Here is a 26,011-nt window from a genome sequence, read left to right on the forward strand (position 1 = left end):
ATATCCGCAGGCGGCCGAAAGAGAGGTTGGACGATGTCTGGAACAAGCGAGGCGGCAAAAACCGCGAACGGATTGCCTGACGCCGGCAAGCTCGACGTGCTCGTCGCAGGCGCCGGATATGTCGGCCTGGCCAGCGCCGTCGCCATCAAACATGCGCGTCCCAGCCTCAGGATCGCCGTGGTCGACGCCGCGCCGGCCGATGTCTGGCAGAAGGACAACCGTTCTTCCGCAATCGCCGCCGCCGCCTGCCGCATGCTGGAGCAGCTCGACGTCTGGCACCGCGTGGAGCCGCACGCGCAGGCCATCACCGAGATGATCATCACTGATTCGCGCACCGGCGATCCGGTGCGTCCGGTGTTCCTCACCTTCGACGGCGAGGTTGCACCTGGCGAGCCCTTCGCCCACATGATCGCCAACCGCGACCTCAACCGCGCCCTGCGCGACCGGGCCGCCGAGCTCGGCATCGACATCATACAGGGCATCGGCGTGCACGGCTTCGACGCGGACGGCGGCGGCGTCACCGTGCAACTGGCCGACGGCGCATCCCTGCGCGCACGGCTGCTGGTGGCCGCCGACGGCGTGCGCTCGAAACTGCGCGAGATGGCCGGCATCAGGACCGTTCACTGGGACTATGGCCAGTCCGGCATCGTCTGCACCGTGGCGCATGAGCGCCCTCACAACGGCCGGGCCGTCGAGCATTTCCTGCCTGCCGGCCCTTTCGCCATATTGCCTTTGAAGGGCAACCGCTCGTCGCTGGTCTGGGCCGAGCGCACCGAGGAAGCCGAAAGGCTGGTCAATGGCGACGAGATGATCTTCGAAGCCGAACTGGAGCGCCGCTTCGGGCTCGAACTTGGCGAGATCCGCGTCGAGGACAAGCCCCGCGCCTGGCCTCTCGGCCTCACGCTGTCCCGCAGCTTCGTGGCCCCGCGCCTGGCACTGGCCGGGGACGCCGCCCACGGCATCCACCCCATTGCCGGACAGGGCCTCAATCTCGGCCTCAAGGATGTGGCAGCACTTGCAGAAGTGATCGTCGAGGCCGACCGGCTTGGGCAGGACATCGGCGCACTCGACGTGCTGGAGCGCTACCAGCAATGGCGCCGCTTCGACACCGTGCAGATGGGCGTGACCACCGACATTCTGACACGGCTGTTCTCCAACGACGCAGCGCCCGTGCGCGCCGCGCGCGACTTCGGGCTGGGCCTTGTCGAGCGCCTGCCCCGGCTGAAGGACTACTTCATCCGTCAGGCCGCCGGCCTTGCCGGCCATACGCCAAAGCTTTTGAGGGGCGAGCCTCTCTGACCTGATCCCCAATTCCGAAACGTCCGCTTCAGGAGATGGCTATGAGCCTCGATTCCGTCCGCGCCTTCTTCAGGGCCCATGCTCCCGACCTCGAGGTCGTCGTCACCGAGGAAAGCTCGGCAACGGTGGCCCTTGCGGCAGCGGCGCATGGCGTGGAGCCGGCGCAGATCGCCAAGACCATTTGCCTGCGGGCCGGCGAGCAGCCCATGCTGATCGTGGCCGGAGGTCTCGCGCGCATCGACAACCGCAAGTTCCGCGACCGGTTCGGAGCAAAGGCGCGCATGCTCGACGCCGAGGAAGTGGTGCGGCTGACCAGCCATCCCGTCGGCGGTGTGTGCCCTTTCGGCCTCGCCACGGAGCTGCCGGTCTATTGCGATGTTTCGCTGCGCGCCTATGAGGAGGTCGTGCCTGCCGCCGGCGCCACCAATGCGGCGGTGCGCGTGCCGACCGGGCGGCTCTCCGAACTGACCGGCGCCGAATGGGTGGATGTCTGCCAGTAAAGCCTGCCGCCCCAAAAAACGGGAGCCGATTCTGGGAGAACAACATGCGTAAAGCAGGGACTTGAAGCACATCACCTGATTTCGCTTGAACGCGACATGCTGTAGCCGCCCTTGCCTTACAAAGCCGGCCGCGCGCACTATCTCGTTCCTCAGGCAGGCGCCGCCTGCCGATCTGGCAGAAGGAGATGATCATGAACCGTCACGCCACCGCCGTCTGGAAAGGCACCCTGACTGAGGGTTCCGGCACGCTCGACACCCAGAGCGGAGCTTTTGCCCAACAGCCCTATTCCTTCAAGGGCCGGTTTCAGGACGAAGCCGGCAAGTCGGGCACCAATCCGGAAGAACTGATCGCAGCCGCCCATGCCGGCTGCTTCGCCATGCAGCTCTCGCACTTCCTGGCCGAGAACGGCACTCCGGCCGAGGAGCTGAAAGCTGAGGCTGTCGTCACTTACGGCCCGGCGGACGGCGGCGGATTCGAAATCACCGAAAGCGCGCTGAACCTGACCGGCAAGGTGCCGGGGATCGACGAAGCGAAGTTCCGGGAACTGGCCGACAAGGCAAAGAGCGGCTGCCCCGTTTCAAAAGCACTGGGCGCGATAAAAGTCTCGCTCGACGCGAAACTCGCCTGAACCGCCGTTCCGCCCCCTCCCGGAACGAACAAAAAAGCCCCGGAAATCCGGGGCTTTTTTTTCATGAAAGCGCTTCAGACGCCCAGCGCATCCAGCCGTTCGGTGAGTTGCCGCACCTGGTCCTCCAGCGCTGCAATGCGCGCTTCGAGTTCCGCATCCGCGGCCACGACCACCGGACCCGACGCTGCCGAAAGGGCTGCGACATCGACCGGCCCGCACAGCAGATGGACATAGCGGTCCTCGCGCTGGCCGGGACCGCGGCCGATTTCCTGCACCAGCGGCGGGCGCTTGCCGATCAGCATGTCGAGTTCCGTGCGCAGATCGTCGGCAGAGGCGAAGCGGGCAAGGCGCTCCGAGCGCGCCAGCAGCTCGTGCACCGTCTGCGGGCCGCGTAGCATGAGCAGGCCGAGCAGCGCCGTCTGCGGCACGGTCAGCGAGAATTTCTGCGCCATCAGATGCTCGTAGCGCTCCACGCGGGATGCGAAGATCTGGCGTACAAAACCCTTCTGCTCCAGCATCTTCAGGCCACGCAGTATGTCTGCCTGTGCAAGCGCCATCACCGGCTCGCGCGCCGTCTTCTGATTCGCCGCTGCCAGGAGCGCATTCGACGTCAGCGGATAGACGTCCGGCGTCAGTTCCTTCTTCTCGATCAGACAGCCCAGAATACGGGCCTCGAGCGTACTGAGCTGGGGCAATCCTTCGCTATCCATCGTTTCGAACTCTCCGATCCAGACAAAAAGGCCGCCGCCGGTGTTCCGGCAGCGGCCTTGCTATAACCCATCGGGACCGGGGCGCAAACTTTTCGCGCCGGCTTGACGAACGGTTGCGGTCAGACGCGGCGCTCGACCATCATTTTCTTGATCTCCGCGATCGCCTTGGCCGGGTTCAGGCCCTTGGGGCAGGTCTGGGTGCAGTTCATGATGGTGTGGCAGCGATAGAGCCGGAACGGATCTTCCAGATTGTCCAGCCGCTCGCCCTTGGCTTCGTCTCTGGAGTCGATCAGCCAGCGATAGGCTTGCAGCAGCACGGCAGGACCGAGATAGCGGTCGCCGTTCCACCAGTAGCTCGGGCACGAGGTGGAGCAGCAGGCGCACAGGATGCATTCGTAGAGGCCGTCGAGCTTCTCGCGGTCCTCGTGGCTCTGCAGCCATTCCTTGGCCGGCTCGGGCGAGACGGTCTGCAACCACGGCTCGATCGAGGCGTGCTGGGCGTAGAAGTTGTTGAGGTCCGGCACCAGGTCCTTCACCACCGGCATGTGCGGCAGCGGATAGACTTTCACCGGTCCGCTGATCTCGTCGGCGCCCTTGGTGCAGGCCAGCGTATTGGCGCCGTCGATGTTCATGGCGCAGGAACCGCAGATGCCTTCGCGGCAGGAACGGCGCAGCGTCAGCGTCGGATCGATCTTGTTCTTGATCCACAGCAGCGCGTCGAGAACCATCGGCCCGCAATCGTCCATGTCGACGAAATAGGTGTCCATGCGCGGGTTTTCGTCGTCGTCCGGCGACCAGCGATAGATGCGGTATTCGCGCAGGTTGGTGGCGCCTTCCGGCTTCGGCCAGGTCTTGCCCTGCCTGATCTGCGAGTTCCTGGGGAGCGTGAGTTCGACCATCTTTCAGATCCTCAATACACGCGCGCCTTGGGCGCGATCTTGGCCGGGTCGATGCCGCCGTCTTCGGGCTTGATCTGCGGCTCGGTGTGCACCGGGCGATAGGTGAGCGTGACCTTTCCATCGGGGCTCAGATGAGCCAGCGTGTGCTTGCGCCAGTTGACGTCGTCGCGGGCGGAGAAATCCTCGCGGGCGTGCGCCCCGCGGCTCTCCTTGCGGGCTTCGGCGCTGTAGACGGTGGTGATGGCGTTGGCCATCAGGTTTTCCAATTCCAGCGTCTCGACGAGGTCGGAATTCCAGATCATCGAGCGGTCGAAGACCTTGACGTCCTTCAGTTCGCCCCAGATCTGCGAAATGCGCCTGCAGCCACTCTCCAGCGATTCCTGCGTGCGGAACACTGCCGCGTCCTCCTGCATGGCGCGCTGCATGCGCTCGCGGATGACGGCGGTCGGCGTCGAGCCGCTGGCATGACGCAGACGGTCGAAGCGATCCATGATCTTGTCGCAGGCAGCCTTGTTGAGCGCGGGCACGGCCGACTTGGGATCGACGATCTCGCCGGCGCGGATAGCGGCGGCGCGGCCGAACACCACAAGGTCGATCAGCGAGTTGGAGCCGAGGCGATTGGCGCCGTGCACCGAGGCGCAGCCGGCTTCGCCGACGGCCATGAGGCCGGGGGTGACGCGGTCGGGGTCGCTGCCGGTCGGGTCGAGCGCCTCGCCCCAGTAATTGGTCGGCACGCCGCCCATGTTGTAGTGCACCGTCGGCAGCACCGGGATCGGCTCCTTGGTGAGGTCGACGCCGGCGAAGATCCTGGCCGATTCCGAGATGCCGGGCAGGCGCTCATGCAGCACCGCCGGATCGAGATGGTCGAGGTGCAGGAAGATGTGGTCCTTGTTCTTGCCGACCCCGCGGCCCTCGCGGATTTCCATGGTCATGCAGCGCGAGACCACGTCGCGCGAGGCCAGATCCTTGGCCGACGGCGCGTAGCGTTCCATGAAGCGCTCGCCCTCGGAGTTGACCAGATAGCCGCCCTCGCCGCGCGCGCCCTCGGTGATGAGGCAGCCCGCGCCGTAGATGCCGGTCGGATGGAACTGCACGAACTCCATGTCCTGGAGGGGAAGTCCGGCCCGCGCCACCATGCCGCCGCCGTCGCCGGTGCAGGTATGGGCCGAGGTGGCAGAGAAATAGGAGCGGCCATAGCCGCCGGTCGCCAGCACCACCATCTTGGCGGAAAAGCGGTGAATGGTGCCGTCATCGAGGTTCCACGCCACCACGCCGGTGCAGGTGCCGTCCTCCTCCATGATGAGGTCGACAGCGAAATACTCGATGAAGAACTGCGCGTGGTGCTTCAGCGACTGGCCGTAAAGCGTGTGCAGGATGGCGTGGCCGGTGCGGTCGGCGGCCGCGCAGGTGCGCTGCACGGGCGGGCCGTCGCCGAAATTCTGCATGTGGCCGCCGAACGGGCGCTGGTAGATCTTGCCCTCTTCGGTGCGCGAGAAGGGCACGCCGTAGTGCTCCAGCTCGTAGACCGCCGCAGGAGCCTCGCGCGCCAGATATTCCATGGCGTCGGTGTCGCCCAGCCAGTCGGAGCCCTTGACGGTGTCATAGAGGTGCCAGTGCCAATGGTCCGGCCCCATGTTCTGAAGCGAGGCGGCAATGCCGCCCTGTGCCGCCACGGTGTGCGAGCGGGTCGGAAAGACCTTGGTGATGCAGGCGGTCCTCAGGCCCTGCTCGGCCATGCCGAGCGTGGCCCGCAGGCCGGCGCCGCCGGCGCCGACGACAACGACATCATATTTGTGATCGACATAATTATAGGCGGCCACCGGTCAGCCTCCGAATGCGAGCTTGAGCAGCGCGAACACCGAAACGATGCCGACCGCTGCCGTAAAGAAAGTATTGAGAATGAGGCACACGAGCTTCGTGCCCTCACCATGGACATAGTCCTCGATGATGACCTGCATGCCGAGACGCATGTGATAGAGGCCGGACACGAGCATGGCGACCATCACCAGCGCCACGGCCGGATGCGCGAGCGCGGCGCGCACGTCCTCGTAGCCGGCCCCGTTCATCACGATCAGGAAGCCGACGAAGAACAGGAACAGCGGAATATTGGCAACGGCGGTGAGGCGCTGGCGCCAGAAATGCATGGTGCCCTCGCGGGCGGATCCCAGCCCGCGCACCTTTGCCAGCGGCGTGCGCATGTCCTTGCGGGAAGCGCTCATGCCCAGCCTCCCCGAACGATCAGGCCGACGACCCACACGGCGACGGTGAGCACCACCGAGCCGACCAAGGTCGCCCATGCGAGCTTCGAGGCGGTGTGCTTCTCAAGCGCCGCGCCGGTATCCCAGATGAAGTGGCGGATGCCGCCCAGCATGTGCAGCATCAGCGCCCATGTATAGCCGAACAGGATGAGCCGGCCGATCAGGGTGCCGAAGAACCAGTTGACGTAGTCGAAGGTCTCCTTCGACGTGGCGGCGGCGATCAGCCAGAGCGCGACCAGAAGCGTGCCGACATAAAGCGCGCCGCCGGTGATGCGGTGCAGGATCGACGTGGTCATCGTGATCCTGGGCCGGTAGATCGTCAGGTGTGGCGACAGCGGCCGAGGTCTCGGCTGTGCATGGGTGGCTGGTGAACGGCTCATGGCTCCCCCAAAACTGGGCTTCCCGAACTGGGCTGCAATGCACGGGCATTCCGACGCGGATGCGTCACTGCCGGTTCGAAAAACGACTTTAGGACTGCGGCGTTCTAGAACTCTTTTTGCACCGCGTCAAAGCCAGAAAACCGTTTTCTATTCATAATTTAGTCTGAGCAATTCGGTTTGCTGACGTTCAACCGATTAAGGAAGTTCAAGATCAGGGCGACAAATACTTAACCTGACTAAAATACTCACCTTGTACAGGTGAGCGGTGAATGGCGTCCTTTGACCACGAGCGCCTCTCGCCCGTCGAGAACGATGGCATCGACGCCCTGGCCGTAACGGCTGCGCTGATTGGCGGGCGATGCAGGCAGTTCCTCTTCCTCGTCCGGCCCGACAACGCGAATGGACGTGCCGAGATTGCGGATGGTCATCATGCTGCCGTCGGCGCAATTGTAGGTCGCGGTGGCCGGCTGCGCGGCCTCCTTCTCGGCGACGATCGCCATCGATCCCTGCTCGCCCTCCGGCCCCACCAGCGTCTTGTCGTCAAGCACCCTGCCCGCCTGGTTCGACACGCAGCCCGCGCAGACAACGGAAAAAAGCGTAACAGCCACCCTCGCCATCCGGCACAGTTTCATCGGATCACCTCCTGGGAGCATGGGCCGGACAGGCCCGGAAACAGCTTCCGCTTGCGCATCGATTCGGGAGTTTGGCCTGCAACCGAACCAGAAGCATCCCTGCAGGATGCCGTGCGATGTAACCGCGCGAGCGCCACCGGATCAAGCCTGTTCGCCGTGCGGAAGGCAAAAAGCGGCGTGAGCCACGACAAATGTCCCACGACATCAAACGGATAGGCACAAGCTGCCGATTCCCGGCGGAGAGAGCCGGCGCGAAACGCGGTATCGCCTTCCCCTCTTAACAAAGATTAAGAAATGATTAATTGTGGAGCACAAGGTCAAGGCGGCAGTTGTTCCGCCATTATCGGGGAGAGGCGGTCATGCGCTCCAGTATTTGCCTGCCGGCATTCGCCGTCGCCACATTCGCCCTTTGCCAGGCCCTGCCGGCTGCGGCGGGGCAGCGGGGCGACCATGTCTACGCCGATTCCTTCGGCAATCTCGTCGTCGACAGCGCCGCGGGCTACAAGCGCATTGTCGTCGGCGAGGGCCACATGGCCCGGCAGGTGGCCGCCTACGCGGCGTCGAATGCGCCCAAGGTCATCTATCTCGACAGAGCGGAAGAAAATGCGGCATGGGCGGCTGACTGTTACCGGCCACCGGTTTTCGTCAAGGGCCGCAGCTACATGTACGGACTGTCCGACGGCGAGATGCCCGAACTGAGCCCTTGCCGCTGAGCTTCATGCACAGTCGCTTGCGAGCCCGCTTCCGGAAGGTTCGGGCAGGCCGGTGCCGTCTATGCAGTGTCACGCTGCATCGACTTTTATGCGATGCTGCCGGTGCGGAGTTCCGACTACGGGCCGGCACTGTCCGCCAATGGGCGAAGGAGACTTGATATGGCCGAAACGGTCACACTTACCGATCACGACGCAATCAGGGACTGGGCGGCAGCGCGCGCCGGATCGCCCGCGGTCGTGGACGTGTCCCCCGAAGCCGGAACGCAGCCGATGCTGCGCCTCGTCTTCGGCCAGCACGCCTATGCGGACACCGGACAGGCCGAACGGCCGATCAATGCCGGCGGCTACGAGCTGGTCGAATGGGACGAATGGTTCCAGCTGTTCGACGCGGCGCATCTTGCGCTCGTGGTCGGCAAGGATGTGCCCGGCCGGCGCGATTCCTACCACGAATTCGTGCGTCGTCCGGACTGAGGCCGCCAGCGGGCCTTTGGATCATTTCATCGTTTCACGGAATCGATGAAATGATCTAAATGTTTGTTTATACTACATTTGTGCGACGCCAAATGTTTCCATTTGGCTGCAAAATGCTCTGGTGAAAAAGCCCCGCGCCATCGCGGGGCTTTTCCGGGACCGGCAATGATCGTCCCTTATTTCCAGTCGCGGATATCCACGAAGTGACCGGCGATGGCCGCCGCCGCCGCCATGGCCGGCGACACCAGATGGGTGCGGCCCTTGAAACCCTGACGGCCCTCGAAATTGCGGTTCGAGGTCGAGGCGCAACGCTCGTAGGGGCTCAGGCGATCGTCGTTCATGGCAAGGCACATGGAGCAGCCCGGCTCGCGCCAGTCGAAGCCGGCCTCGATGAAGATCTTGTCGAGCCCTTCGGCCTCGGCCTGCGCCTTCACGAGGCCCGAGCCCGGAACGATCATGGCATTGACGCGCGGATTGACGTGCTTGCCTTTGGCGACCTCTGCCACCGCGCGCAGATCCTCGATGCGGCCATTGGTGCAGGAGCCGATGAACACGCGGTCGATCTCGATGTCGGTGATCTTCGTTCCGGCGGTGAGCCCCATATAGTCCAGCGCCCGCTTCTTGGAATTGCGCTTGTTCTCGTCCTCGATCAGCTCCGGATCCGGAACCGTGCCGGTGACGGACACCACATCTTCCGGCGATGATCCCCATGTGACGATCGGCGGCAGCGAGGCTGCGTCGAGCACGACGACCTTGTCGAAATGGGCGCCCTCGTCGGTCTTGAGCGTCTTCCAGTAGTCGAGCGCCATGTCCCACGCCTTGCCCGTGGGCGCGCGCGGCTTGTCCTTCACATAGGCGAAGGTCGTCTCGTCGGGCGCGATCAGGCCGGCGCGGGCGCCGCCTTCGATCGACATGTTGCAGACCGTCATGCGGCCTTCCATCGACAGCGAGCGGATCGCCTCGCCGGCATATTCGATGACGTAGCCGGTGCCGCCGGCGGTGCCGATCTCGCCGATGATGGCGAGAATGATGTCCTTGGCGGTGACGCCGGCCGGCAACTGGCCGTCGACGCGCACCAGCATGTTCTTCGCCTTCTTCTGGATCAGCGTCTGGGTGGCCAGCACATGCTCGACCTCCGAGGTGCCGATGCCATGCGCCAGCGCGCCGAACGCGCCATGCGTGGAGGTGTGGCTGTCGCCGCACACGATGGTCATCCCCGGCAGGGTGAACCCCTGCTCGGGGCCGATGATGTGGACGATGCCCTGCCGGCGGTCCTTCTCGGAATAGTACTCGACGCCGAAGTCGGCAGCGTTCTTCGCCAACGCCTCGACCTGGATACGGCTTTCCTCGTTCTTGATGCCGTTGACGCGGTCGGGTGAGGTCGGCACGTTGTGGTCGACCACCGCCAGCGTCCGCTCGGGATGGCGGACCTTGCGGCCGGCCATGCGCAGCCCTTCGAATGCCTGCGGGCTGGTCACTTCATGCACGAGATGGCGGTCGATGTAGAGCAGGCAGGTGCCGTCGTCCTGACGGTCGACCACGTGATCGTCGAAAATCTTGTCGTAGAGGGTGCGCGGTGCGCTCATTTGCGTAAATCCGTCGATAATGGAAAGGAAGGCCCTCAGATCGGGCCGATGGCGATCAGGCGCGCGCTAGCGAAGTCGGCTGGTCGCCGAGCCTGAGACCCACGCAAAGAAACGTGCCGGCAGGCGCTTCTTGTCCTGCAGCACGAACCCTTTGTAGCACGGGTCTCCAAACAGTTCTTCCATCGCCCCACAGATACCAATCTTTTGCCGGTACGGCAATCGCCGCGCAAGCGGTGCGTCTGTCAGTCGCGCGAGTGGCTGCGGCGCATGCGCTGCTCCAGCCCCCGCAGCGCCATGGACAGCCCGACGGTAAGGATGAGGTAGATATAGGCCACGATGGAATAGGTCTCGAAAAAGCGGAACGAACCGGACGCATAGATCTTGGCCATCTGCGTGATGTCGGCGACGCCCAGCACCGAGACCAGCGAGCTGTCCTTGACCATGGCGATGAAGTCGTTGCCGAGCGGCGGCAATATGGTGCGGATCGCCTGCGGCAGCACGATCAGCCGGAAGCGCTGGATGCGCGTCAGCCCCAGCGCCTGCGCCGCCTCGACCTGCCCAGGATCGACCGACTGGATGCCCGCCCGGAACACTTCCGCGATGAAGGCCGAATAGCCGATGGCCAGCGCCAGAATGGCGCGCCACAGCAGCGAGACGTCGCGGACCATGGCGGGCGCCAGCAGCCCGGCATCCTGCAAGGGCAGCGTCAACCAGTTCCATCCCGCCACAAGCCCAGGCGCCCCAACGAACGCGACCCAGAACAGCAGCACCAGCATCGGCACACCGCGGATGATCTCGACATAGAAGCGCGCCGCCTGCCTCAGCCACAGCGAGGACGACAGCGCCATCAGCGCGATGCCGAGCCCCGCCGCCGAGGCCAGAACGAAGGCCACCAGCGTGACGAAAACGGTGATGCCGACGCCCTTGGAGACAGTGGCGAAGACCTGCGCATAGACATCGTTTCCCGCGATGGCGAGACCCGCAGCCAGCGCCAGTGCGCAAGCCGCCACCAGCCACCACGGGAAATCGGCTTTCCTGACACGTTTGGGAGATTGCATGAAGAAGCTCGGGCTGTTGCGGGAAAGGCTTCCTACACCCCTTCCCGCCTCCCCGGCCAGAGCGCCGCCGGAACTGCCATTGCCGCGCCGCTCACTCGCCCATCTTGTAGTCGCGGAACCATTTGACGGTCAGCTTCTCCAGGGTGCCGTCCGCCTTCATGTCGGCGATGGCCGCATTCACCGGCGCGATCAGATCGGAGCCCTTGGCGAAGATGAAGCCGAAATCCTCCGAGCCGAGCGGCCCGCCGATCATCTTCAGCCCGCCACCGGAGGATTCGACATAGCCCTCGCCGGCGGTGCCGTCGGTGAGCACGGCGTCGATATCGCCCGAGATCAGCGCCAGAATGGTGGCGCCGAACGTCTCGAACAGCTTGATGCGCGGGTTCTGCTCATTGCCGTCGAGCACGCTGTAGACGGTGGTGTAGAACGGCGTGGTGCCGGGCTGGGCGCCGATCAGGCCGTCCGAAAAGGCAGCGAAACTGCCCGCGTCGGTGAACCGGGTTTCGTCGGCGCGCACCAGCATGAACTGTTCCGAACGCATATAGGGAGCGGAGAAATCGATCTTCGCCTTGCGCTCGTCGTTGATGGTGATGCCGTCCATGCCGATGTCGTACTGGCCGTCGGCCACCGCCTGGATCATCACGTCCCATGAGGCGTTGCGATATTCGACCGCGAAATTGAGCCGCTTCGCGATCTCGTCCATGGCGTCATATTCCCAGCCCTTCCGCTCGCCGGTCCTGGGATCGACGAACTGGAGGGGCGGATAGGCGTTCTCCGTCACCACCACGACCTTGCGCCCGCCGAGATCCGGCAGCGCCTCGGCAGAGGCTGCGAGCGGCATCAGCACAAAGGCCAGCAGGCCGGCCAGAAAAAGTCCGGTGTTCGACATGCGATGCTTCACGATGACACTCCTCTCCCTTGCAGGCGGGGAGTTTATCCGGCGCAACGCACCTTGCAACCAACGAAAAAGGCGGCCGAAGCCGCCTTTCCGGTATTTCTTGCCAAAGGCTGCTTATTCGGCCGAAGCGGCTTCGGCGGCAGCCTTCTCGGCAGCGGCCTTCTCGGCGGCTTCCTGAGCGGCCTTCTCGGCAGCCAGCGCCTCGGCGGCGGCGATCTTCTCGGCCTCGATGCGGGCCTTCTCGGCGTTCAGCGCCTCGCGCTCGGCCTCGTTCAGCTTGCGGGCGCGGACGCCGGTGTTCTCCGAGATGCGCGCCGACTTGCCGCGACGATCACGCAGGTAATAGAGCTTGGCGCGGCGCACCTTGCCGCGACGCACGACATCGACGCCCTCGACCATCGGCGAATAGACCGGGAACACGCGCTCCACGCCCTCGCCGTAGGAAATCTTGCGGACGGTGAAATTCTCGTTCAGGCCCGAACCGGAGCGGGCGATGACGACGCCCTCATAGGCCTGCACGCGGGTGCGGCTGCCTTCGGTGATGCGCACGTTGACGCGCACGGTGTCGCCGGGCTGGAATTCGGGCAGCTTGCGCTTTTCTTCGATCCTGGCGGCCTGCTCGGCCTCGAGCTGACGGATGATATCCATCTTCAAATCCACTTCTTGTTCTTGCGACAGCCAGAGCGCCCTGCACTCGCCGCAGCAATATCCCGACCGCTGGGCTATGCCATCAGTCCTGAAGACCTTCGGCAGGGGCGGCTACACCGTCTTTCATTGACGGGTGACCCGGACCGGAAGACCCATTCCTCCGATCAGGCGGGGGCGATACACCATTCCGCAGGCTTTGTCACGGGGGTTGGCCCGATCTTTGCGCTCAACGCCCGTGGCTGGCCGCGGCTGCCAGTGCCATCAGCCCGAGCGCCAGCACCGCAAGCTTCCAGAAATCCGCCCGCCGCTTCAGGCCCGGCAGGCCGAGCGGCTTGACGAGATGGACCACCATCATGGCGAGGATCAGGAAAGCGAGGATCTTTGTCATGCGCCGTTTGAGCAGCCTCGTCCGTTTCTGTCAAAGACCCCGCACCTGCGGCAGTCCGTCCATTGGCCCTTAGTCAGATGGACGCTGCCTTTCTCAGGGTTTACAAATCTGCCGAGGAGAACAGGGAGGTTCCAGGAACATGTTATCGCGTTATCATGAGGTTTACGCGCAATGGAAGCGGGACCCGCAAGCATTCTGGGCGGAGGCGGCCCGCGCAATCGACTGGTTCGAGCCTTGCGACAAGGTGTTCGACCCGAACGAAGGCATCTATGGCCGCTGGTTCACCGGCGCATCCTGCAACACCTGCCACAATGCGCTCGACCGCCACGTCGCCAATGGCCGTGCCGACCAGATCGCGGTGATCCATGACAGCGCCATCACCGGCACTCAAGCGAGCTTGACCTATGCCGAACTGCTGCGCGAAGTGGTGGCGCTTTCGGCCGTGCTCGCCAGACATGGTGTGACAAAGGGCGACCGGGTCATCATCTACATGCCGATGATCCCGGAGGCCGCCGTGGCGATGCTGGCCTGCGCCCGTCTCGGCGCCATCCATTCCGTCGTCTTCGGCGGTTTCGCCGCCCGCGAACTGGCAACCCGCATCGACGACGCACGGCCGAAGCTGGTCATTTCCGCCTCCTGCGGCCTGGAGCCCAACCGTGTCGTCGCCTACAAGCCGCTGCTCGACGAGGCGATCGAGCTTTCCGAACACCGCCCGCAGCATTGCGTCGTCTTCCAGCGCGAGCAGCTTCAATGCGACCTGATCGCAGGCCGCGACATCGACTATGCCGAGGCAGTGGCGCGGGAAAAGGAGGCAGGCACGGAGGTAGCCTGCGTGCCGGTTGCCGCGACCGATCCGCTCTATGTGCTCTACACCTCCGGCACCACCGGCCAGCCCAAGGGCGTTGTGCGCGACAATGGCGGCCATATGGTCATGCTGAAATGGACCATGGAGAACGAGTTCGGCGTCAAGCCGGGCGAAGTGTTCTGGGCTGCTTCCGACGTCGGCTGGGTGGTCGGCCATTCCTACATCGTCTATGCGCCGTTGCTGCACGGCTGCACCACGGTAATGTTCGAAGGAAAGCCCGTCGGCACGCCCGATGCCGGCACCTACTGGCGCGTCATTTCCGATCATGGCGTGGTGGCCCTGTTCACCGCGCCGACCGCCTTCCGCGCCATCAAGGGGCAGGATCCGCAGGGAGAGTTCATCGGCAAATACGATCTGTCGACCCTCCGAACGCTGTTCCTGGCTGGCGAGCGCGCCGATCCCGAGACCATCAAATGGGCTGAGCAGCGCCTCGGCATCCCGGTCATCGACCACTGGTGGCAGACGGAGACCGGCGCGCCGATCACCCATAACCCGGTCGGCCTCGGCATGCTTCCGGTCAAATACGGATCGCCCGGCGTTCCGATGCCCGGCTATGACATCCGCGTGCTGGACGACGAGGGCCATGAGGTTCCCGCCGGCACGCTGGGCAATGTGGTGCTCAAGCTGCCTCTGCCGCCGGGCTGCCTGCCCACGCTGTGGGAGGCCGACGAACGGTTCCGCAAATCCTATCTCGATGCCTTCCCGGGCTTCTACAACACCGCCGACGCCGGCATCCTCGACGAAGACGGCTTCCTTTTCGTCATGGCGCGCACCGACGACATCATCAATGTCGCCGGCCACCGTCTGTCCACGGGCGCGATGGAGGAGGTGCTGGCCGCCCATCCCGACGTCGCCGAATGCGCTGTCATCGGCATTGCCGATTCGCTGAAAGGACAGGCGCCGCTCGGTTTCGTGGTGCTCAACGCCGGTGTCGCGCGCGACACGGCCATCATCGAGAAGGAGGTGGTGACACTGGTTCGCGAACGCATCGGGCCGGTAGCCGCTTTCAAGACGGTGCTGACCATCAAGCGGCTGCCGAAGACGCGATCGGGCAAGGTGCTGCGCGCCACCATGCAGAAGATCGCCGACCGGCAGGACTGGAAGATGCCGGCGACCATAGACGATCCGGCCGCTCTGGACGAGATCGACGCCGTGCTCAGGGCGCGCGGGATAAGCCATTGAAACATGGTGCCGCTTGACATGAGCATCGCAGCATAATCTTTCCCTGTTGAGATGGATAGACGCCGCTATGCGGCGTTTATCTTTGAAATCGGGAAAAACCATGCTGACATTGCCCCAGATCCTGTCGTTTGCAGTCATCGTTATGATGATGGCGGCCTTCATATGGGGTCGCCTGCGCTACGATCTGGTCGCGGCCCTGTCTCTGCTCGCGGCAGTGGCCGTCGGCGTCGTGCCGTTCGGGGAGGCATTTTCCGGGTTCAGCGACGACATCGTCATCATCGTCGGCAGCGCGCTGCTGGTCAGCGCCGGCGTGGCGCGCAGCGGCATCATGGAATATGCCTTGCAGCGCTATGCGCCCGGCGTCGGTTCGGTGCGCGCCCAGCTTGCGCTGCTGGTGATCACCGTCGCCGTGCTTTCCGCCTTCGTGAAGAACATCGGCGCGCTGGCGATCATGATCCCGATCGCCTTCCAGTTCGCCCGCCGCTCCGGCGTTTCGCCCTCGCTGTTCCTGATGCCGATGGCCTTCGCCTCCCTGCTCGGCGGCCTGATGACGCAGATCGGCACCTCGCCCAATGTCGTGGTTTCACGCCTGCGCGAAGACCTGACCGGCACCGCCTTTTCCATGTTCGATTTCACGCCGGTCGGGCTCGCGCTGACGGCGGCCGGATGCCTGTTCCTTACGCTGTTCCACTTTCTGGTGCCGTCGCGCGAGCGCACCGACAATGGCCTCAATGCCGCGCTTGCCATGGAAAACTACTCCGCCGAGGCGCGCATCACCGCAGAATCCACCGTCGCCGGCAAGCCGCTCTCCGCGCTGCTGAGGATTTCCGCTGGCGAGGCTGCCATCACCGCCATCTTGCGGGAAGGAAGCCTGCGTATCGCCCCGCTGCCGGACGCCATATTGCGCGAGGACGATGTGGTTCTGATCGAGGGCAGACAGGAAGCGCTCGACCGCCTCGTCGCTCAGGCCAAGCTCCATGTCGGGGCCGGGCGCGGCAAGGGAACGAGCCCGGAATCGATGGCCGTCGAAGCGGTTGTGACAAAGAATTCCAGCCTGATCGGCTGGTCGGCCCAGCACCTCATGCTCTACGACCGCTTCAATGTGAGCCTGCTCGCCGTTTCCCGCAAGGGCGAGCGGCTCGACCAGCGTCTCGGCACCATCACCCTCAATTTCGGCGACATCGTCATGCTGCGCGGCGACAGCCAGACCCTGCCGCAGTTTCTCAAGGATTTCGAATTGCTGCCGCTCGCCGAAAGGCAGGTGCTGCTGGGCAGCGTGCGACGGGGGCTGGTGCCGGTATCGATCCTGGTTGCCGCCATGGGCGCGACCGCGCTCGGGCTGCTGCCGGTCGCCCTCGCCTTCTTCTCCGCGGCGGTGGCGATGGTGCTGTTCCGCGCCATTCCGTTGCGCGAAGCCTATGATTCGCTTGACGGACCGATCCTCGTCATGCTCGCCGCCCTGATCCCGGTCAGCGACTCGTTGCGGACCACCGGCGCGACGGATGTCATCGCGGCGCTGCTCGCCGATTTCGGCAACATGCTGCCCGGCTACGGCGCTCTGGCGCTGATGCTGATTGCCGCCATGATGGTGACGCCCTTCCTCAACAACGCCGCGACGGTTCTGGTCATGGCACCCATCGCTGCCGGCTTCGCCACCAATCTGGGCTATAAGCCGGAGGCATTCCTGATGGCGGTCGCCATCGGCGCCGGCTGCGATTTCCTGACGCCCATCGGCCACCAGTGCAACACGCTGGTCATGGGCCCCGGCGGCTATCGCTTCTCGGATTATCCGCGCCTCGGCCTGCCGCTGTCCTTCATGGTGATCCTCGTGGCCGTTCCCATGCTCATGCTGGTGTGGCCGCTGTAGGAACGCCCTTTCGACCTGCTTCACGACCTTTTCCGTTGCTGACAGAAGGCTGTCAGCAGACCTGTGCGATGGTGCCTCCGACATTTCGAAAGGAGAATGACCATGTCCGGCACCGGCATTTTCAACACCATCGCACACTATGTGGAACTGGCCCGCATCCGGCGCAGGGAGGTCCGTACCATTCGCCTTCTGGCCTCCCTGCCCCCGGAAATGCAGGCCGATATCGGCTGGCCGGATCTGCAACTTGATGGCGCGGATCGCTTTGCGCGAACCGAAGCCACGCTTGCGGAAACCCGCAGCGCGGCCCTGCCGCGCAGAAAGGGCTGGGTACCGCCCCAGATCCCGCCGCAATGCCCGGTGTGAGCGGCCATGCTCGGGGAAATCGCTGCACCGGCAACTGCCCCGGCCGTTGCCGCTCCCGGTTGCACATGCTGCTGTTTCCCGAGCGACGCGTCGGGATGGAACAATGCGCGCACCATTCGCGCAGGGCATGCCGGCAACTCCTGACACCATGCTGTCAGCAGCACAATGGCAATTATGGCTTGGCACGGGCCGCCGGAGAGGCGATTGTCAGCTTATGACGGTGGCTCGGGGCAGATATGCCGAGGGAGCAGGACATGCGCAGGGCCGACAGGCTTTTCCAGATCGTGCAGCATCTGCGCGGCGGCCGTCTGGTCACCGCCCACAAGCTGGCGACATGGCTGGAAGTATCCGAACGCACCATCTACCGCGACATAGCCGACCTGCAATCGACCGGCGTGCCGATCGACGGCGAGGCGGGCGTCGGCTACCTGATGCGCGAAGGCTTCGACCTTCCGCCGCTGATGTTCACGCGTGACGAGATCGTGGCGCTGGTCGCGGGCGCCCGCATGGTGCGCGCCTTCGGCGGAGCGGCCATGGCGCGCGCCGCCGACGAGGCGCTGGTCAAGATCGGCGCCGTGCTGCCGCAGACCGAGCGTGAGCGCATCGCCCGCACCGAGATCCACACCCCGCTCTGGGTGGTGAGCGACGCGGCCCGCGAGGCGCTCGACATCATCGAGCGCGCGGTGGAGAAGCGGCAGGTTCTGACCCTCCACTACAGCGACGAGGCCGGCCGCACCACGGTGCGCGACATCCGCCCGCTCGGCCTGTGGTTCTGGGGCAAGGTGTGGACGCTGATCGCCTGGTGCGAGATGCGCGACGACTTCCGCGCCTTCCGCATCGACCGCATCACATTGCTGAAAAAAGCCGAGCGCAGCTTCCGGCCCGAGCCCGGCAAGCGGCTGGCCGACTTCTACCGCGCAGCCGAGAGCAGCGAGACCTACGGCACAGGCCCCGCCGCCAGGGGCCTGTGAGACGGCCTACGCCTCCGCAGGTTGCTTCATCTTCTCCGTACGCCGCCTGACCAGCACGGCGATGGCGGCGATCAGCAGCGTGCCGACGATGAACAGGAAGGCGGCGGCGGCAATCGCCGGGCTGATGTTCTCGCGGATGGAGGAGAACATCTGCCGCGCCAGCGTGCGCTGGTTGGGGCCGGCAACGAACAGCGTCAGCACCACCTCGTCGAGCGAGGTGGCGAAGGCGAACACCGCGCCGGACAGTATGCCCGGCAGCGCCAGCGGCAGGGTCACGCGCCTGAACACCGTGAAGGGCGAGGCCCCGAGGCTGGCCGCCGCGCGCTCCACCCGCCGGTCGATGCCTGCGAGCGAGGCCGTCACCGAAACGACGACGAAGGGGACCGCGACCACCGAATGGGCGGCGATGACGCCGGCATAGGAGTTGGCGAGGCCCAGATGCACGAAGAACACCTGCATGCCGACGCCCAGCACCACCGCCGGCACCACCATCGGCAAAAGGAACACGGTGCGGAAAAGGCCGGGCAGCACCAGCCCCGCATTGCGCAGACCGAGTGCTGCCAGCGTTCCCAGCGTTCCGGCAAGCAGCGTGGTGCCGGTGCCGATGATGAGGCTGTTGATGATCGACATGCGCCAGACATTGGCGTTTGCCAGTTCATTGAACCAGCGCATCGAATAGCCGGGGATCGGATAGGTGAGGAACACGCTGGAGGTGAAGGCGAGCGGCAGGATGGCCACCAGCGGCGCGATCAGGAACACCACCGCCAGCACGCCGAACAGCAGCTTGAAGAGAGTCGCCGCGCGCATCAGCGGCCTCCCGCGCGGTCGGCGGAGAGCCGCCCGTACACCGTGTAGAGCGCCAGCGTGGCGACCAGCAGGATCGCGCCCAGCGCGCCCGCCATGCCCCAGTTGGCCGAGCCGATGGCGTAGAAGGCGATGACCGACGAGATCATCTGGTCCTGCGCGCCGCCGATCAGCGCGGGCGTGATGTAGTAGCCGATGGCGGTCATGAACACGAGCAGCGAGCCGGACACCACGCCGCGCAGCGACAGCGGCAGAAGCACGCGCAGGAACGCCCGCCATGGCGGCGCGCCGAGCGAAGCCGCCGCCGGCATCAGGTTGCGCGGGATCGACAGCAGGACCGAATAGATCGGCAGCACCATGAATGGCAGCAGCACATGGGTCATGGCAATGACGACGCCCAGCCGGTTGAAGATCAGCGGCAGCGGGCTGCCGATGAGGCCGAGCGACATCAGCGTATCGTTGATGAGGCCCTGCTCCTGAAGCAGGATGAACCAGGCGGCCGTGCGCACCAAAAGCGACGTCCATAGCGGCAGCAGCACCGCGCCGAGCAGAACCTGCCGCTTCCAGCCATCGACGGATGCCACCAGCATCGCATAGGGCAGGCCGATCAGCGCGCAGGCCAGCGTCACCACCGCGCCGATGCCCAGCGTGCGCAGCAGGATGGCCGTGTTGGCCGAGGTTTCCGCCGGCAGGGCGGAGATCCTGCCGCTGGCGTCGCGCTCATAATCCAGCGCCGCCAGCAGATAGCGGTCGGTGTAGGGATTGGTCGAGTCGGCCACCGCGCGCCAGAAGCGCACATCCGCCCAGCGCCTGTCCACCGCGACCAGATCGAGCGGCCCTTCCGGTTGCTCTTCCACCGCCCGGATGGTGCGGCTCATCAGCGTGCGAAAGCCGTTCTGGGCACTGTTGAGGCGGCGCACCGCATCGCCCAGCAATTGCTGGTCGTCTATGGCGCGCAGATCGTCCACAAAGGCCTGCTTCAGCGCCTCGGGCGGCTCCGACTGGCGGTCCCAGTCACCGGCAACAGCGGCGGTGAGCGGAAAGGCATGCGAGCCGACCGGATCGGACACCGATTCCTTCAGCATGGAGACCAGCGGCCAGGCAAAGAAGATGGCAAGGAACAGAACCAGCGGCGCGACCAGCGCCAGCGCTCCGAGGCGTCCTTTCAGCGAGGTCTCGCTCATGCCGGCAGCATCCAGCAATCGGACGGTGCGAACGACACCATCACCCTGTCGCCGGGGTTGAATTCGGCCGTCTTGCGGTCCGCCTTGGCGACGAAGCCGAAAGCGCCGTTGTCGAGCTGTATCCGCAGATGGTCGCCATGATAGACGGCGTCGGTCACCGTGGCCGGATATGCGTTCTCCGAAGCGGCGTCCGGCCCGAGACGGATACGCTCGGGCCGCACCGAGACGAGAATTCTGCCGGCCTCAGGCCGCAGGTCCGACGGCTGGACGCGGATCGTGCCGCCGCCTTCCAGCTTCACCGTCGCACCGGCATCGCCGGCCTCGGCGAGCGTGCCTTCGACCAGATTGGTCTCGCCGATGAACTGGGCCACGAAGCGCGAGCGCGGCTGGTCGTAGATTTCGCGCGGAGTGCCGATCTGCTCGATCTTGCCGCGGTTGAACACCGCGATGCGGTCCGACATGGTCAGCGCCTCGGACTGGTCGTGGGTCACGAACACGATGGTCAGGCCGAGCCGCTTGTGCAAGGCGCGGATGTCGAGCTGCATCTGCTCGCGCAACTGCTTGTCGAGCGCGCCGAGCGGCTCGTCCATGAGAACCACCGAGGGCTCGAACACCAGCGCCCGCGCCAGCGCCACGCGCTGCTGCTGGCCGCCGGAAAGCTGCGCGGGGCGGCGGTCCTTCATCGCGCCGAGCTGCACCATGTCGAGCGCGCGCGCCACCTTGCTGTCGATCTCCAAGCGCGGCGTGCCGCGCATTTCCAGGGGGAAGGCGACATTGGCGGCCACGCTCATATGCGGAAAGAGCGCATAGTTCTGGAACACCACGCCCATATTGCGCCTGTGCGGCGGCAAAGGGTCGATGCGCTGGCTGCCGACGGAGATGGTGCCGCCGCTCGGCGCTTCGAAGCCGGCCAGCATCATCAGGATCGTGGTCTTGCCCGAGCCGGAAGGACCGAGCAGACTGAGGAACTCGCCCTCATCGATCGTCAGGTCGAGATCGTCCACCACCCGCAGCGTGCCGTAGGCTTTGCTGACTTTCTCAAATCTTATGTTCGACTGGCTCAACGGCAACCACCGTCCCCGGGGAACGGTCCTCTGTGAACAGGGGAAGGCACGGGACCATCGGTCCCGTGCAGCGTCGTGAGTGGACCCTTATCGCGCCACCGCCTTACTGGGCCAGCCAGGCGTTGAAGCGCTGGGTCAGCGCCTCGGCGTTGTCGATCCAGAAATCGACGTCGATCGCCAAGGCATCCTTCATATTGTCCGGCTCGGTCGGAAGGTCGGCCTTGTATTCGGCCGGAACCATTTCCGCAGCCGCCTTCACCGGCAGACCATAGGCCACATATTGCGGCAGCTTGGCCTGGTTCTCGGGCTGGCTGGCGAAGGCGATGAACTCCATGCCTGCGTCCTTGTTCTCGGCGCCCTTGAGGATCGCCCAGCTGTCGACGGCATAGATCGAGCCCGGCCACACCACCTTGAACTTGCGGTTCTCGCTGCGATTGATGCCGGTGATGCGTCCATTGTATGCGGAAGCCATCGCCACCTCGCCCGAAGCGAGGAACTGCAGCGGCTGCGCGCCGGATTCCCACCACACGATGTTCGGCTTCAGCTCATCCAGTTTCCTGAAGGCGCGCTCGACGCCCTCGTCCGTTCCCAGCACGTCATAGATCTCGGCCGGCGGCACGCCGTCCGCCATCAGCGCGAATTCGAGGGTGTATTTCGGTCCCTTGCGCAGCGAGCGCTTGCCGGGGAACTTCTGCACGTCCCAGAAATCCGCCCACGACTGCGGGCCTTCGGCGATCTTTTCCGAGTCGTAGGCAATCGCCGTGGACCACACGATGGCGCCGGCACCGCATTCGTTCACCGCCGAGGGGATGAACTTGTCCTCGCCGCCGAGTTTTTCCCAGTCGATCTTTTCATAGATGCCGTCGGCGCAACCCAGCGCCAGTTCCTCGACCTCGACCTGCACCACGTCCCAGTTCGGGTTGCCGGCCTTCGCCTTGGCCTGAAGCACGCCATAGCCGCCGTCCCAGGTCTCGTCGAGCACCGGCTTGCCGGTCTTCTCGGCGAAAGGCTTGAAATAGATTTCGCGCTGCCCGTCCTGATAGTTGCCGCCCCACGAAACGACCGTGAGATCGCGCGCCTGAGCGGGCGCGGCCATGCCGATTGCAGCGGCAACGACGCCGCCCATTGCCAGAATTCCGATACGACTACGCATGTTTCCTCCCTGTGCGGTCATGTTGTTTCTTTAACCTTGCCTGGCCAGCCTCTTCGCCAATCCAAAAACTGTCTCCCTAAACTGTCAAGCAAATCACGTCGCATGCCGAAGCGCGGACAGCACCCGGCGGCCCGCGCCACACGGCCGGGCAGATCCCTGATTGTGAAAACCGGCTCAGCCGGACAACTGACCATATATCGTCCCCTGAACCTCTAGCACCGTTCAAAATTATGCGCAATATGGCGCTCATTATTTTGAACGGTATTGGTCAAAGGTAGGGGGGCGTGCAGGCTGAGATAACGATGGTGATCCCATCGGACGCATTGCGGAAGCGGTGCGGCAGACGGCTGTCGAACAGATAGGATTCTCCTGCCTTCAGCACCCGCACCTCCTCGCCGACCGTCAGCTCAAGCTCGCCCTCGACAACATAGCCGCCCTCGGTGGAGAAATGCTGGAGCATGGCCTCGCCCGTGTCGGCTCCGGGTTCGTAGATCTCGTGCAGGATTTGCAGATTATAGGCCCGCGAGTCGCCAATCTGGCGCAATGTCAGCCTGCCTTTGCCCTGATCGATGGCCCGCGCCGTTACCCGCGACGTCAGATCCTTGAGGTCGTCGACGCCAAAGAAGGGACCGTGCGGCTTGCGCTGGTCGTCCCCGAAAAAATCGGACATGGAGACATCGAGCCCGCCCAGTATCTTGCGCAGCGTGGCGATGGACGGGCTCGACTTGTTCTTCTCGATGATGGAAATCTGCGCATGCGGCACCCCGGCCCGCGCCGCCAGTTCGCGCTGCGACAGGCGGTGGGCTGTGCGAAGCGCATTGAGGCGCGCCCCGATGTCGAAATCGTCTGTCATCCTCTCCAGAGCCCGGCATCATCCCATACGTATGGTCAAAATATAGAACGCCCGGGCGAAGGGAAAGGGGGACCGCAGTCATTTTCGATAACAGACTGCGGGCTTACTCAGGGCTTGCCGGTCAATCCGGAACCACGGCGACAGCCTGTATCTCCACCAGCGCCTCATCCTCGATCAGGCCGGAGACCTCGACAACTGCCATTGCCGGGAAATTGCGGCCCATGGTGGCCTTCCACGCCGCACCGATATCCTTCAGCGACGCCGAATAGGCTTTCCGGTCGGTAACGTACCAGGTCATGGTGGTGATGTGCTCGGGTCCGGCACCGCCTTCATGCAGGATGGCAAGCACATTTTGCAGCGTCTGGCGAATCTGACCCGGAAGATCGTGCGCCTCGAACCTGTACTGCCCGTTCCAGCCGATCTGGCCACCGACATAGATGGTACGGCCGCGCGCCTCGACGCCGTTGGAATAGCCGACCGGCTTGTCCCAGCCTTCCGGTTGCAGAATGCGGTGCGGGGTGCGGGGCAAGGTTGCGGGCGGGGCCTGCTCTGCGGGCTTGGTCTCGCTCATGACGACTCCTGTCTCGACATTTTCACCAGCTCTCTGCCGATGATCAGCTTCTGCACCTCGGTGGCGCCTTCGTAGATTCTGAGCGCCCGGATCTCGCGATAGAGGCGCTCGGCGATGTTGCCGGCCTGGACGCCGCGGCCGCCGAACATCTGCACGGCCTGGTCGATCACCCATTGCGCATTCTCGGTCGCGGTCAGCTTGGCCATCGCGGCTTCCTTCGTCGCCGGCAGCTTCTGCACATCGCGCCGCCATGCGGTGCGCGCCACCAGCAGTGCGGCCGCATCGATGGCCGTCGCCATCTCGCCCAGCGTGCTCTGCGCCGTCGGCAGATCGGCGAGCGTCGCACCGAACATCTTTCGCGACCCGGCATGTGCAAGCGCCTCGGCCAGCGCGCGGCGGGCGAAGCCCAGCGCGGCCGCCGCCACGGACGGCCGGAAGATGTCCAGCGTGCGCATGGCGATCTTGAAGCCCTCGCCGGGCGCGCCCAGAAGACGCCCTGCCGGAAGGCGGCAGTTCTCGAAGCGGATCAGCGCCAGCGGATGCGGGGCGATGGTCTCGATGCGCTCTGCGATTACCAGGCCCGGCGTATCGGCATCCACGACAAAGGCCGAAATGCCACGCGTGCCCAGCGCCTCGCCGGTCCGGGCAAACACGGTGTAGACATCGGCGATGCCGCCGTTGGAAATAAAGATCTTCTCTCCGTCGAGCACATAGTGGCCGCCGTCGCGGCGCGCGGCACAGCCCATCGCCGCGACGTCCGATCCGGCATCCGGCTCGGTCAGCGCGAACGCCGAAATCAGCTCGCCTTTCGCAATCTTCGGCAGGATCTGCCGCTTCAGCTCCTCGCTGCCCGAAAGGCTGATCGCGCCGGTGCCCAGTCCCTGCATGGCAAAGGCGAAGTCGGCCAGCCCATCCTCATGGCCAAGCGTCTCGCGCAAGATGCACAGCGAACGGCTATCGATCTCCGGCGAGACCCCGCCATAAGCCTGCGGCACGCAATGGCGAAGGAAGCCGGCGGCACCGAGCCGTTTGACCAGCGCCTTGCAGGCGGCGTCGGCATCGCCATGGTCGATCGTGCCGAGACCGCCTTTGGCGATGAAAGTGTCAATCCCGGCCGCCAGCGCCCGATGCCCGTCGCCGTAGAAAGGCCAGTCGAGATGGTCTCGCGGCGGCGCCTTGGCCGGGCTTGCAGCCGGGGGGCTTGCGGGATGCGCCATGGCTCAGTTCCCCTTGAAATCGGGCTTCGCCTTGGCCGCGAACGCCTCGAAGGCACGGCGGAAATCGCCGGTCGCCATGCAGATCGCCTGTGCCTGCGCTTCCGATTCCAGCATTTCCTCGATGCCCATTGACCATTCCTGATCCAGCATCTTCTTGGTCATGGAATGCGCGAACCACGGACCGTCCGCCAGCCGGCGGGCGAAGGTCTGCGCCTGCCCCAGAAGCGCATCGCGCCCGACGATCTCGTTGTAGAAGCCCCAGTTGTGGCCTTCCGCAGCCGTCATCACACGGCCGGTGAACAGAAGCTCCGCCGCCCTGCCCTGCCCGATGATGCGCGGAAGAATGCCGCAGGCGCCCATATCCGCGCCGGCCAGCCCGACCCGGGTGAACAGAAAGGCGGTCTTCGCTTCGGGTGTGGCGAAACGATAGTCGGACGCCATGGCAAGAATCGCGCCCGCGCCCGCGCAGATACCGTCCACCGCCGCGATCACCGGCTGCGGACAGGCACGGATCTGGCGCACCAGATCGCCGGTCATGCGGGTGAAGGCCAGAAGGTCGGGCATCTTCATTCCGGTCAGCGGCTCGATGATCTCGAACACATCGCCGCCGGAGCAGAAATTGTTGTCCTCGCCGGTCAGAACCACGCAGCGCACGTCGCTGGCGCGGGTCAGCGCCCGGAACAGATCGCCCAGTTCCTCATAGGATTCGAAGGTGAGCGGGTTCTTCTTGTCCGGCCGGTTGAGCGTGACCGTTGCGACGCGGCCGTCTTCATCCGTCTCGAAGCGGAAATGCTTCGGCTGGAAATCCCTGAACGGCCTGAGCTTGGCCTGCATGGCATTGGTCATCG

Annotated in this window: 28 protein-coding genes; 9 read left to right on the forward strand and 19 right to left on the reverse strand. The window is 64.8% G+C overall.

The window, feature by feature from the left end; genetic code table 11:
* Nucleotides 1–33 precede the first annotated feature (33 nt).
* The 3 genes from DES43_RS02720 to DES43_RS02730 all read left to right on the forward strand — a co-directional run bounded on the left by DES43_RS02720 (nucleotide 34) and on the right by DES43_RS02730 (nucleotide 2,428).
* Nucleotides 34–1,299 carry a ubiquinone biosynthesis hydroxylase gene (locus DES43_RS02720; protein WP_133674800.1) on the forward strand — a complete coding sequence of 422 codons (1,266 nt, stop codon included), beginning with the start codon at nucleotides 34–36 and terminating at the stop codon, nucleotides 1,297–1,299.
* A 41-nt stretch (nucleotides 1,300–1,340) separates the two neighbouring features.
* Complete coding sequence (locus DES43_RS02725) at nucleotides 1,341–1,799, forward strand: YbaK/EbsC family protein (protein WP_035021835.1); 459 nt, start codon at nucleotides 1,341–1,343, stop codon at nucleotides 1,797–1,799.
* Nucleotides 1,800–1,990: 191 nt separating this feature from the next.
* Nucleotides 1,991–2,428: an OsmC family protein gene (locus DES43_RS02730; RefSeq protein WP_035022667.1), complete on the forward strand. Its 438-nt coding sequence runs from the start codon at nucleotides 1,991–1,993 to the stop codon at nucleotides 2,426–2,428.
* A gap of 74 nt (nucleotides 2,429–2,502) precedes the next feature.
* Here the strand turns inward: DES43_RS02730 and DES43_RS02735 are convergent, their stop codons facing one another.
* From DES43_RS02735 to DES43_RS22625, 6 genes are all read right to left on the reverse strand, one after another.
* On the reverse strand, nucleotides 2,503–3,138 hold the full coding sequence (locus DES43_RS02735) for a YceH family protein (RefSeq protein ID WP_035021838.1): 636 nt from the start codon (nucleotides 3,136–3,138) through the stop codon (nucleotides 2,503–2,505).
* A gap of 119 nt (nucleotides 3,139–3,257) precedes the next feature.
* Nucleotides 3,258–4,037, reverse strand: a complete 780-nt coding sequence (locus tag DES43_RS02740; RefSeq protein WP_035021841.1) for a succinate dehydrogenase iron-sulfur subunit — start codon at nucleotides 4,035–4,037, stop codon at nucleotides 3,258–3,260.
* Between the two features lie 11 nt (nucleotides 4,038–4,048).
* Nucleotides 4,049–5,857: a succinate dehydrogenase flavoprotein subunit gene (gene sdhA, locus DES43_RS02745; protein ID WP_035021854.1), complete on the reverse strand. Its 1,809-nt coding sequence runs from the start codon at nucleotides 5,855–5,857 to the stop codon at nucleotides 4,049–4,051.
* Nucleotides 5,858–5,860: 3 nt separating this feature from the next.
* Nucleotides 5,861–6,256: a succinate dehydrogenase, hydrophobic membrane anchor protein gene (gene sdhD, locus DES43_RS02750; RefSeq protein ID WP_035021857.1), complete on the reverse strand. Its 396-nt coding sequence runs from the start codon at nucleotides 6,254–6,256 to the stop codon at nucleotides 5,861–5,863.
* On the reverse strand, nucleotides 6,253–6,675 hold the full coding sequence (sdhC, locus tag DES43_RS02755; RefSeq protein ID WP_035021860.1) for a succinate dehydrogenase, cytochrome b556 subunit: 423 nt from the start codon (nucleotides 6,673–6,675) through the stop codon (nucleotides 6,253–6,255). The genes sdhD and sdhC overlap by 4 nt, the downstream gene beginning before the upstream one ends.
* A 245-nt stretch (nucleotides 6,676–6,920) precedes the next feature.
* Complete coding sequence (locus DES43_RS22625; protein WP_084496336.1) at nucleotides 6,921–7,307, reverse strand: hypothetical protein; 387 nt, start codon at nucleotides 7,305–7,307, stop codon at nucleotides 6,921–6,923.
* Between the two features lie 359 nt (nucleotides 7,308–7,666).
* Here DES43_RS22625 and DES43_RS02765 point away from each other — a divergent pair, with 359 nt between their 5' ends.
* Both DES43_RS02765 and DES43_RS02770 read left to right on the forward strand, forming a co-directional pair.
* Nucleotides 7,667–8,020, forward strand: a complete 354-nt coding sequence (locus tag DES43_RS02765; protein ID WP_035021863.1) for a hypothetical protein — start codon at nucleotides 7,667–7,669, stop codon at nucleotides 8,018–8,020.
* Between the two features lie 159 nt (nucleotides 8,021–8,179).
* Entirely contained in the window at nucleotides 8,180–8,491 is a 312-nt protein-coding gene (locus DES43_RS02770) for a hypothetical protein (RefSeq protein ID WP_035021866.1), read from the forward strand.
* 176 nt (nucleotides 8,492–8,667) lie between these two features.
* Here DES43_RS02770 and leuC read toward each other — a convergent pair whose 3' ends face one another.
* The 5 genes from leuC to DES43_RS22280 all read right to left on the reverse strand — a co-directional run bounded on the left by leuC (nucleotide 8,668) and on the right by DES43_RS22280 (nucleotide 13,069).
* Nucleotides 8,668–10,077, reverse strand: coding sequence for a 3-isopropylmalate dehydratase large subunit (leuC, locus tag DES43_RS02775; RefSeq protein WP_035021869.1), 1,410 nt, complete (start codon nucleotides 10,075–10,077; stop codon nucleotides 8,668–8,670).
* Between the two features lie 242 nt (nucleotides 10,078–10,319).
* Nucleotides 10,320–11,135, reverse strand: coding sequence for an amino acid ABC transporter permease (locus DES43_RS02785; RefSeq protein ID WP_035021871.1), 816 nt, complete (start codon nucleotides 11,133–11,135; stop codon nucleotides 10,320–10,322).
* 91 nt (nucleotides 11,136–11,226) lie between these two features.
* Entirely contained in the window at nucleotides 11,227–12,024 is a 798-nt protein-coding gene (locus tag DES43_RS02790) for a transporter substrate-binding domain-containing protein (protein WP_035021873.1), read from the reverse strand.
* 123 nt (nucleotides 12,025–12,147) lie between these two features.
* Entirely contained in the window at nucleotides 12,148–12,681 is a 534-nt protein-coding gene (rplS, locus tag DES43_RS02795) for a 50S ribosomal protein L19 (protein ID WP_035021875.1), read from the reverse strand.
* 226 nt (nucleotides 12,682–12,907) lie between these two features.
* The gene (locus tag DES43_RS22280) at nucleotides 12,908–13,069 is read right to left on the reverse strand and encodes a hypothetical protein (protein WP_166647703.1); all 162 of its coding nucleotides are present in this window, start codon (nucleotides 13,067–13,069) and stop codon (nucleotides 12,908–12,910) included.
* Between the two features lie 139 nt (nucleotides 13,070–13,208).
* On the opposite strand from DES43_RS22280, the gene DES43_RS02800 reads away from it, so the two are divergent.
* The 4 genes from DES43_RS02800 to DES43_RS02815 all read left to right on the forward strand — a co-directional run bounded on the left by DES43_RS02800 (nucleotide 13,209) and on the right by DES43_RS02815 (nucleotide 18,317).
* A complete protein-coding gene (locus DES43_RS02800; RefSeq protein WP_035021877.1) occupies nucleotides 13,209–15,116 on the forward strand; it encodes a propionyl-CoA synthetase in 1,908 nt (635 codons plus the stop codon).
* A gap of 103 nt (nucleotides 15,117–15,219) precedes the next feature.
* On the forward strand, nucleotides 15,220–16,983 hold the full coding sequence (locus DES43_RS02805; RefSeq protein WP_035022672.1) for an SLC13 family permease: 1,764 nt from the start codon (nucleotides 15,220–15,222) through the stop codon (nucleotides 16,981–16,983).
* 102 nt (nucleotides 16,984–17,085) lie between these two features.
* Nucleotides 17,086–17,346, forward strand: a complete 261-nt coding sequence (locus DES43_RS02810; RefSeq protein WP_036992176.1) for a hypothetical protein — start codon at nucleotides 17,086–17,088, stop codon at nucleotides 17,344–17,346.
* A 254-nt stretch (nucleotides 17,347–17,600) separates the two neighbouring features.
* Complete coding sequence (locus DES43_RS02815; RefSeq protein WP_035022674.1) at nucleotides 17,601–18,317, forward strand: helix-turn-helix transcriptional regulator; 717 nt, start codon at nucleotides 17,601–17,603, stop codon at nucleotides 18,315–18,317.
* A gap of 6 nt (nucleotides 18,318–18,323) precedes the next feature.
* Here the strand turns inward: DES43_RS02815 and DES43_RS02820 are convergent, their stop codons facing one another.
* The 8 genes from DES43_RS02820 to DES43_RS02855 all read right to left on the reverse strand — a co-directional run bounded on the left by DES43_RS02820 (nucleotide 18,324) and on the right by DES43_RS02855 (nucleotide 26,009).
* Complete coding sequence (locus DES43_RS02820; RefSeq protein WP_035021881.1) at nucleotides 18,324–19,124, reverse strand: ABC transporter permease; 801 nt, start codon at nucleotides 19,122–19,124, stop codon at nucleotides 18,324–18,326.
* Nucleotides 19,124–20,305 carry an ABC transporter permease gene (locus DES43_RS02825; protein WP_035022676.1) on the reverse strand — a complete coding sequence of 394 codons (1,182 nt, stop codon included), beginning with the start codon at nucleotides 20,303–20,305 and terminating at the stop codon, nucleotides 19,124–19,126. The genes DES43_RS02820 and DES43_RS02825 overlap by 1 nt, the downstream gene beginning before the upstream one ends.
* Nucleotides 20,302–21,369: an ABC transporter ATP-binding protein gene (locus DES43_RS02830; RefSeq protein ID WP_035021884.1), complete on the reverse strand. Its 1,068-nt coding sequence runs from the start codon at nucleotides 21,367–21,369 to the stop codon at nucleotides 20,302–20,304. The genes DES43_RS02825 and DES43_RS02830 overlap by 4 nt, the downstream gene beginning before the upstream one ends.
* A 103-nt stretch (nucleotides 21,370–21,472) precedes the next feature.
* Entirely contained in the window at nucleotides 21,473–22,495 is a 1,023-nt protein-coding gene (locus tag DES43_RS02835) for an ABC transporter substrate-binding protein (RefSeq protein ID WP_051520302.1), read from the reverse strand.
* A 295-nt stretch (nucleotides 22,496–22,790) separates the two neighbouring features.
* Nucleotides 22,791–23,375, reverse strand: coding sequence for a cupin domain-containing protein (locus DES43_RS02840; RefSeq protein WP_035021887.1), 585 nt, complete (start codon nucleotides 23,373–23,375; stop codon nucleotides 22,791–22,793).
* Nucleotides 23,376–23,496: 121 nt separating this feature from the next.
* Nucleotides 23,497–23,946, reverse strand: a complete 450-nt coding sequence (locus DES43_RS02845; RefSeq protein ID WP_051520303.1) for a RidA family protein — start codon at nucleotides 23,944–23,946, stop codon at nucleotides 23,497–23,499.
* A complete protein-coding gene (locus tag DES43_RS02850) occupies nucleotides 23,943–25,163 on the reverse strand; it encodes an acyl-CoA dehydrogenase family protein (protein WP_035021889.1) in 1,221 nt (406 codons plus the stop codon). The genes DES43_RS02845 and DES43_RS02850 overlap by 4 nt, the downstream gene beginning before the upstream one ends.
* A 3-nt stretch (nucleotides 25,164–25,166) precedes the next feature.
* Nucleotides 25,167–26,009: an enoyl-CoA hydratase family protein gene (locus DES43_RS02855; RefSeq protein ID WP_035021892.1), complete on the reverse strand. Its 843-nt coding sequence runs from the start codon at nucleotides 26,007–26,009 to the stop codon at nucleotides 25,167–25,169.
* Nucleotides 26,010–26,011: the final 2 nt, after the last annotated feature.

Source organism: Aquamicrobium defluvii (genome assembly GCF_004363725.1).
Taxonomy (GTDB): domain Bacteria; phylum Pseudomonadota; class Alphaproteobacteria; order Rhizobiales; family Rhizobiaceae; genus Mesorhizobium; species Mesorhizobium defluvii.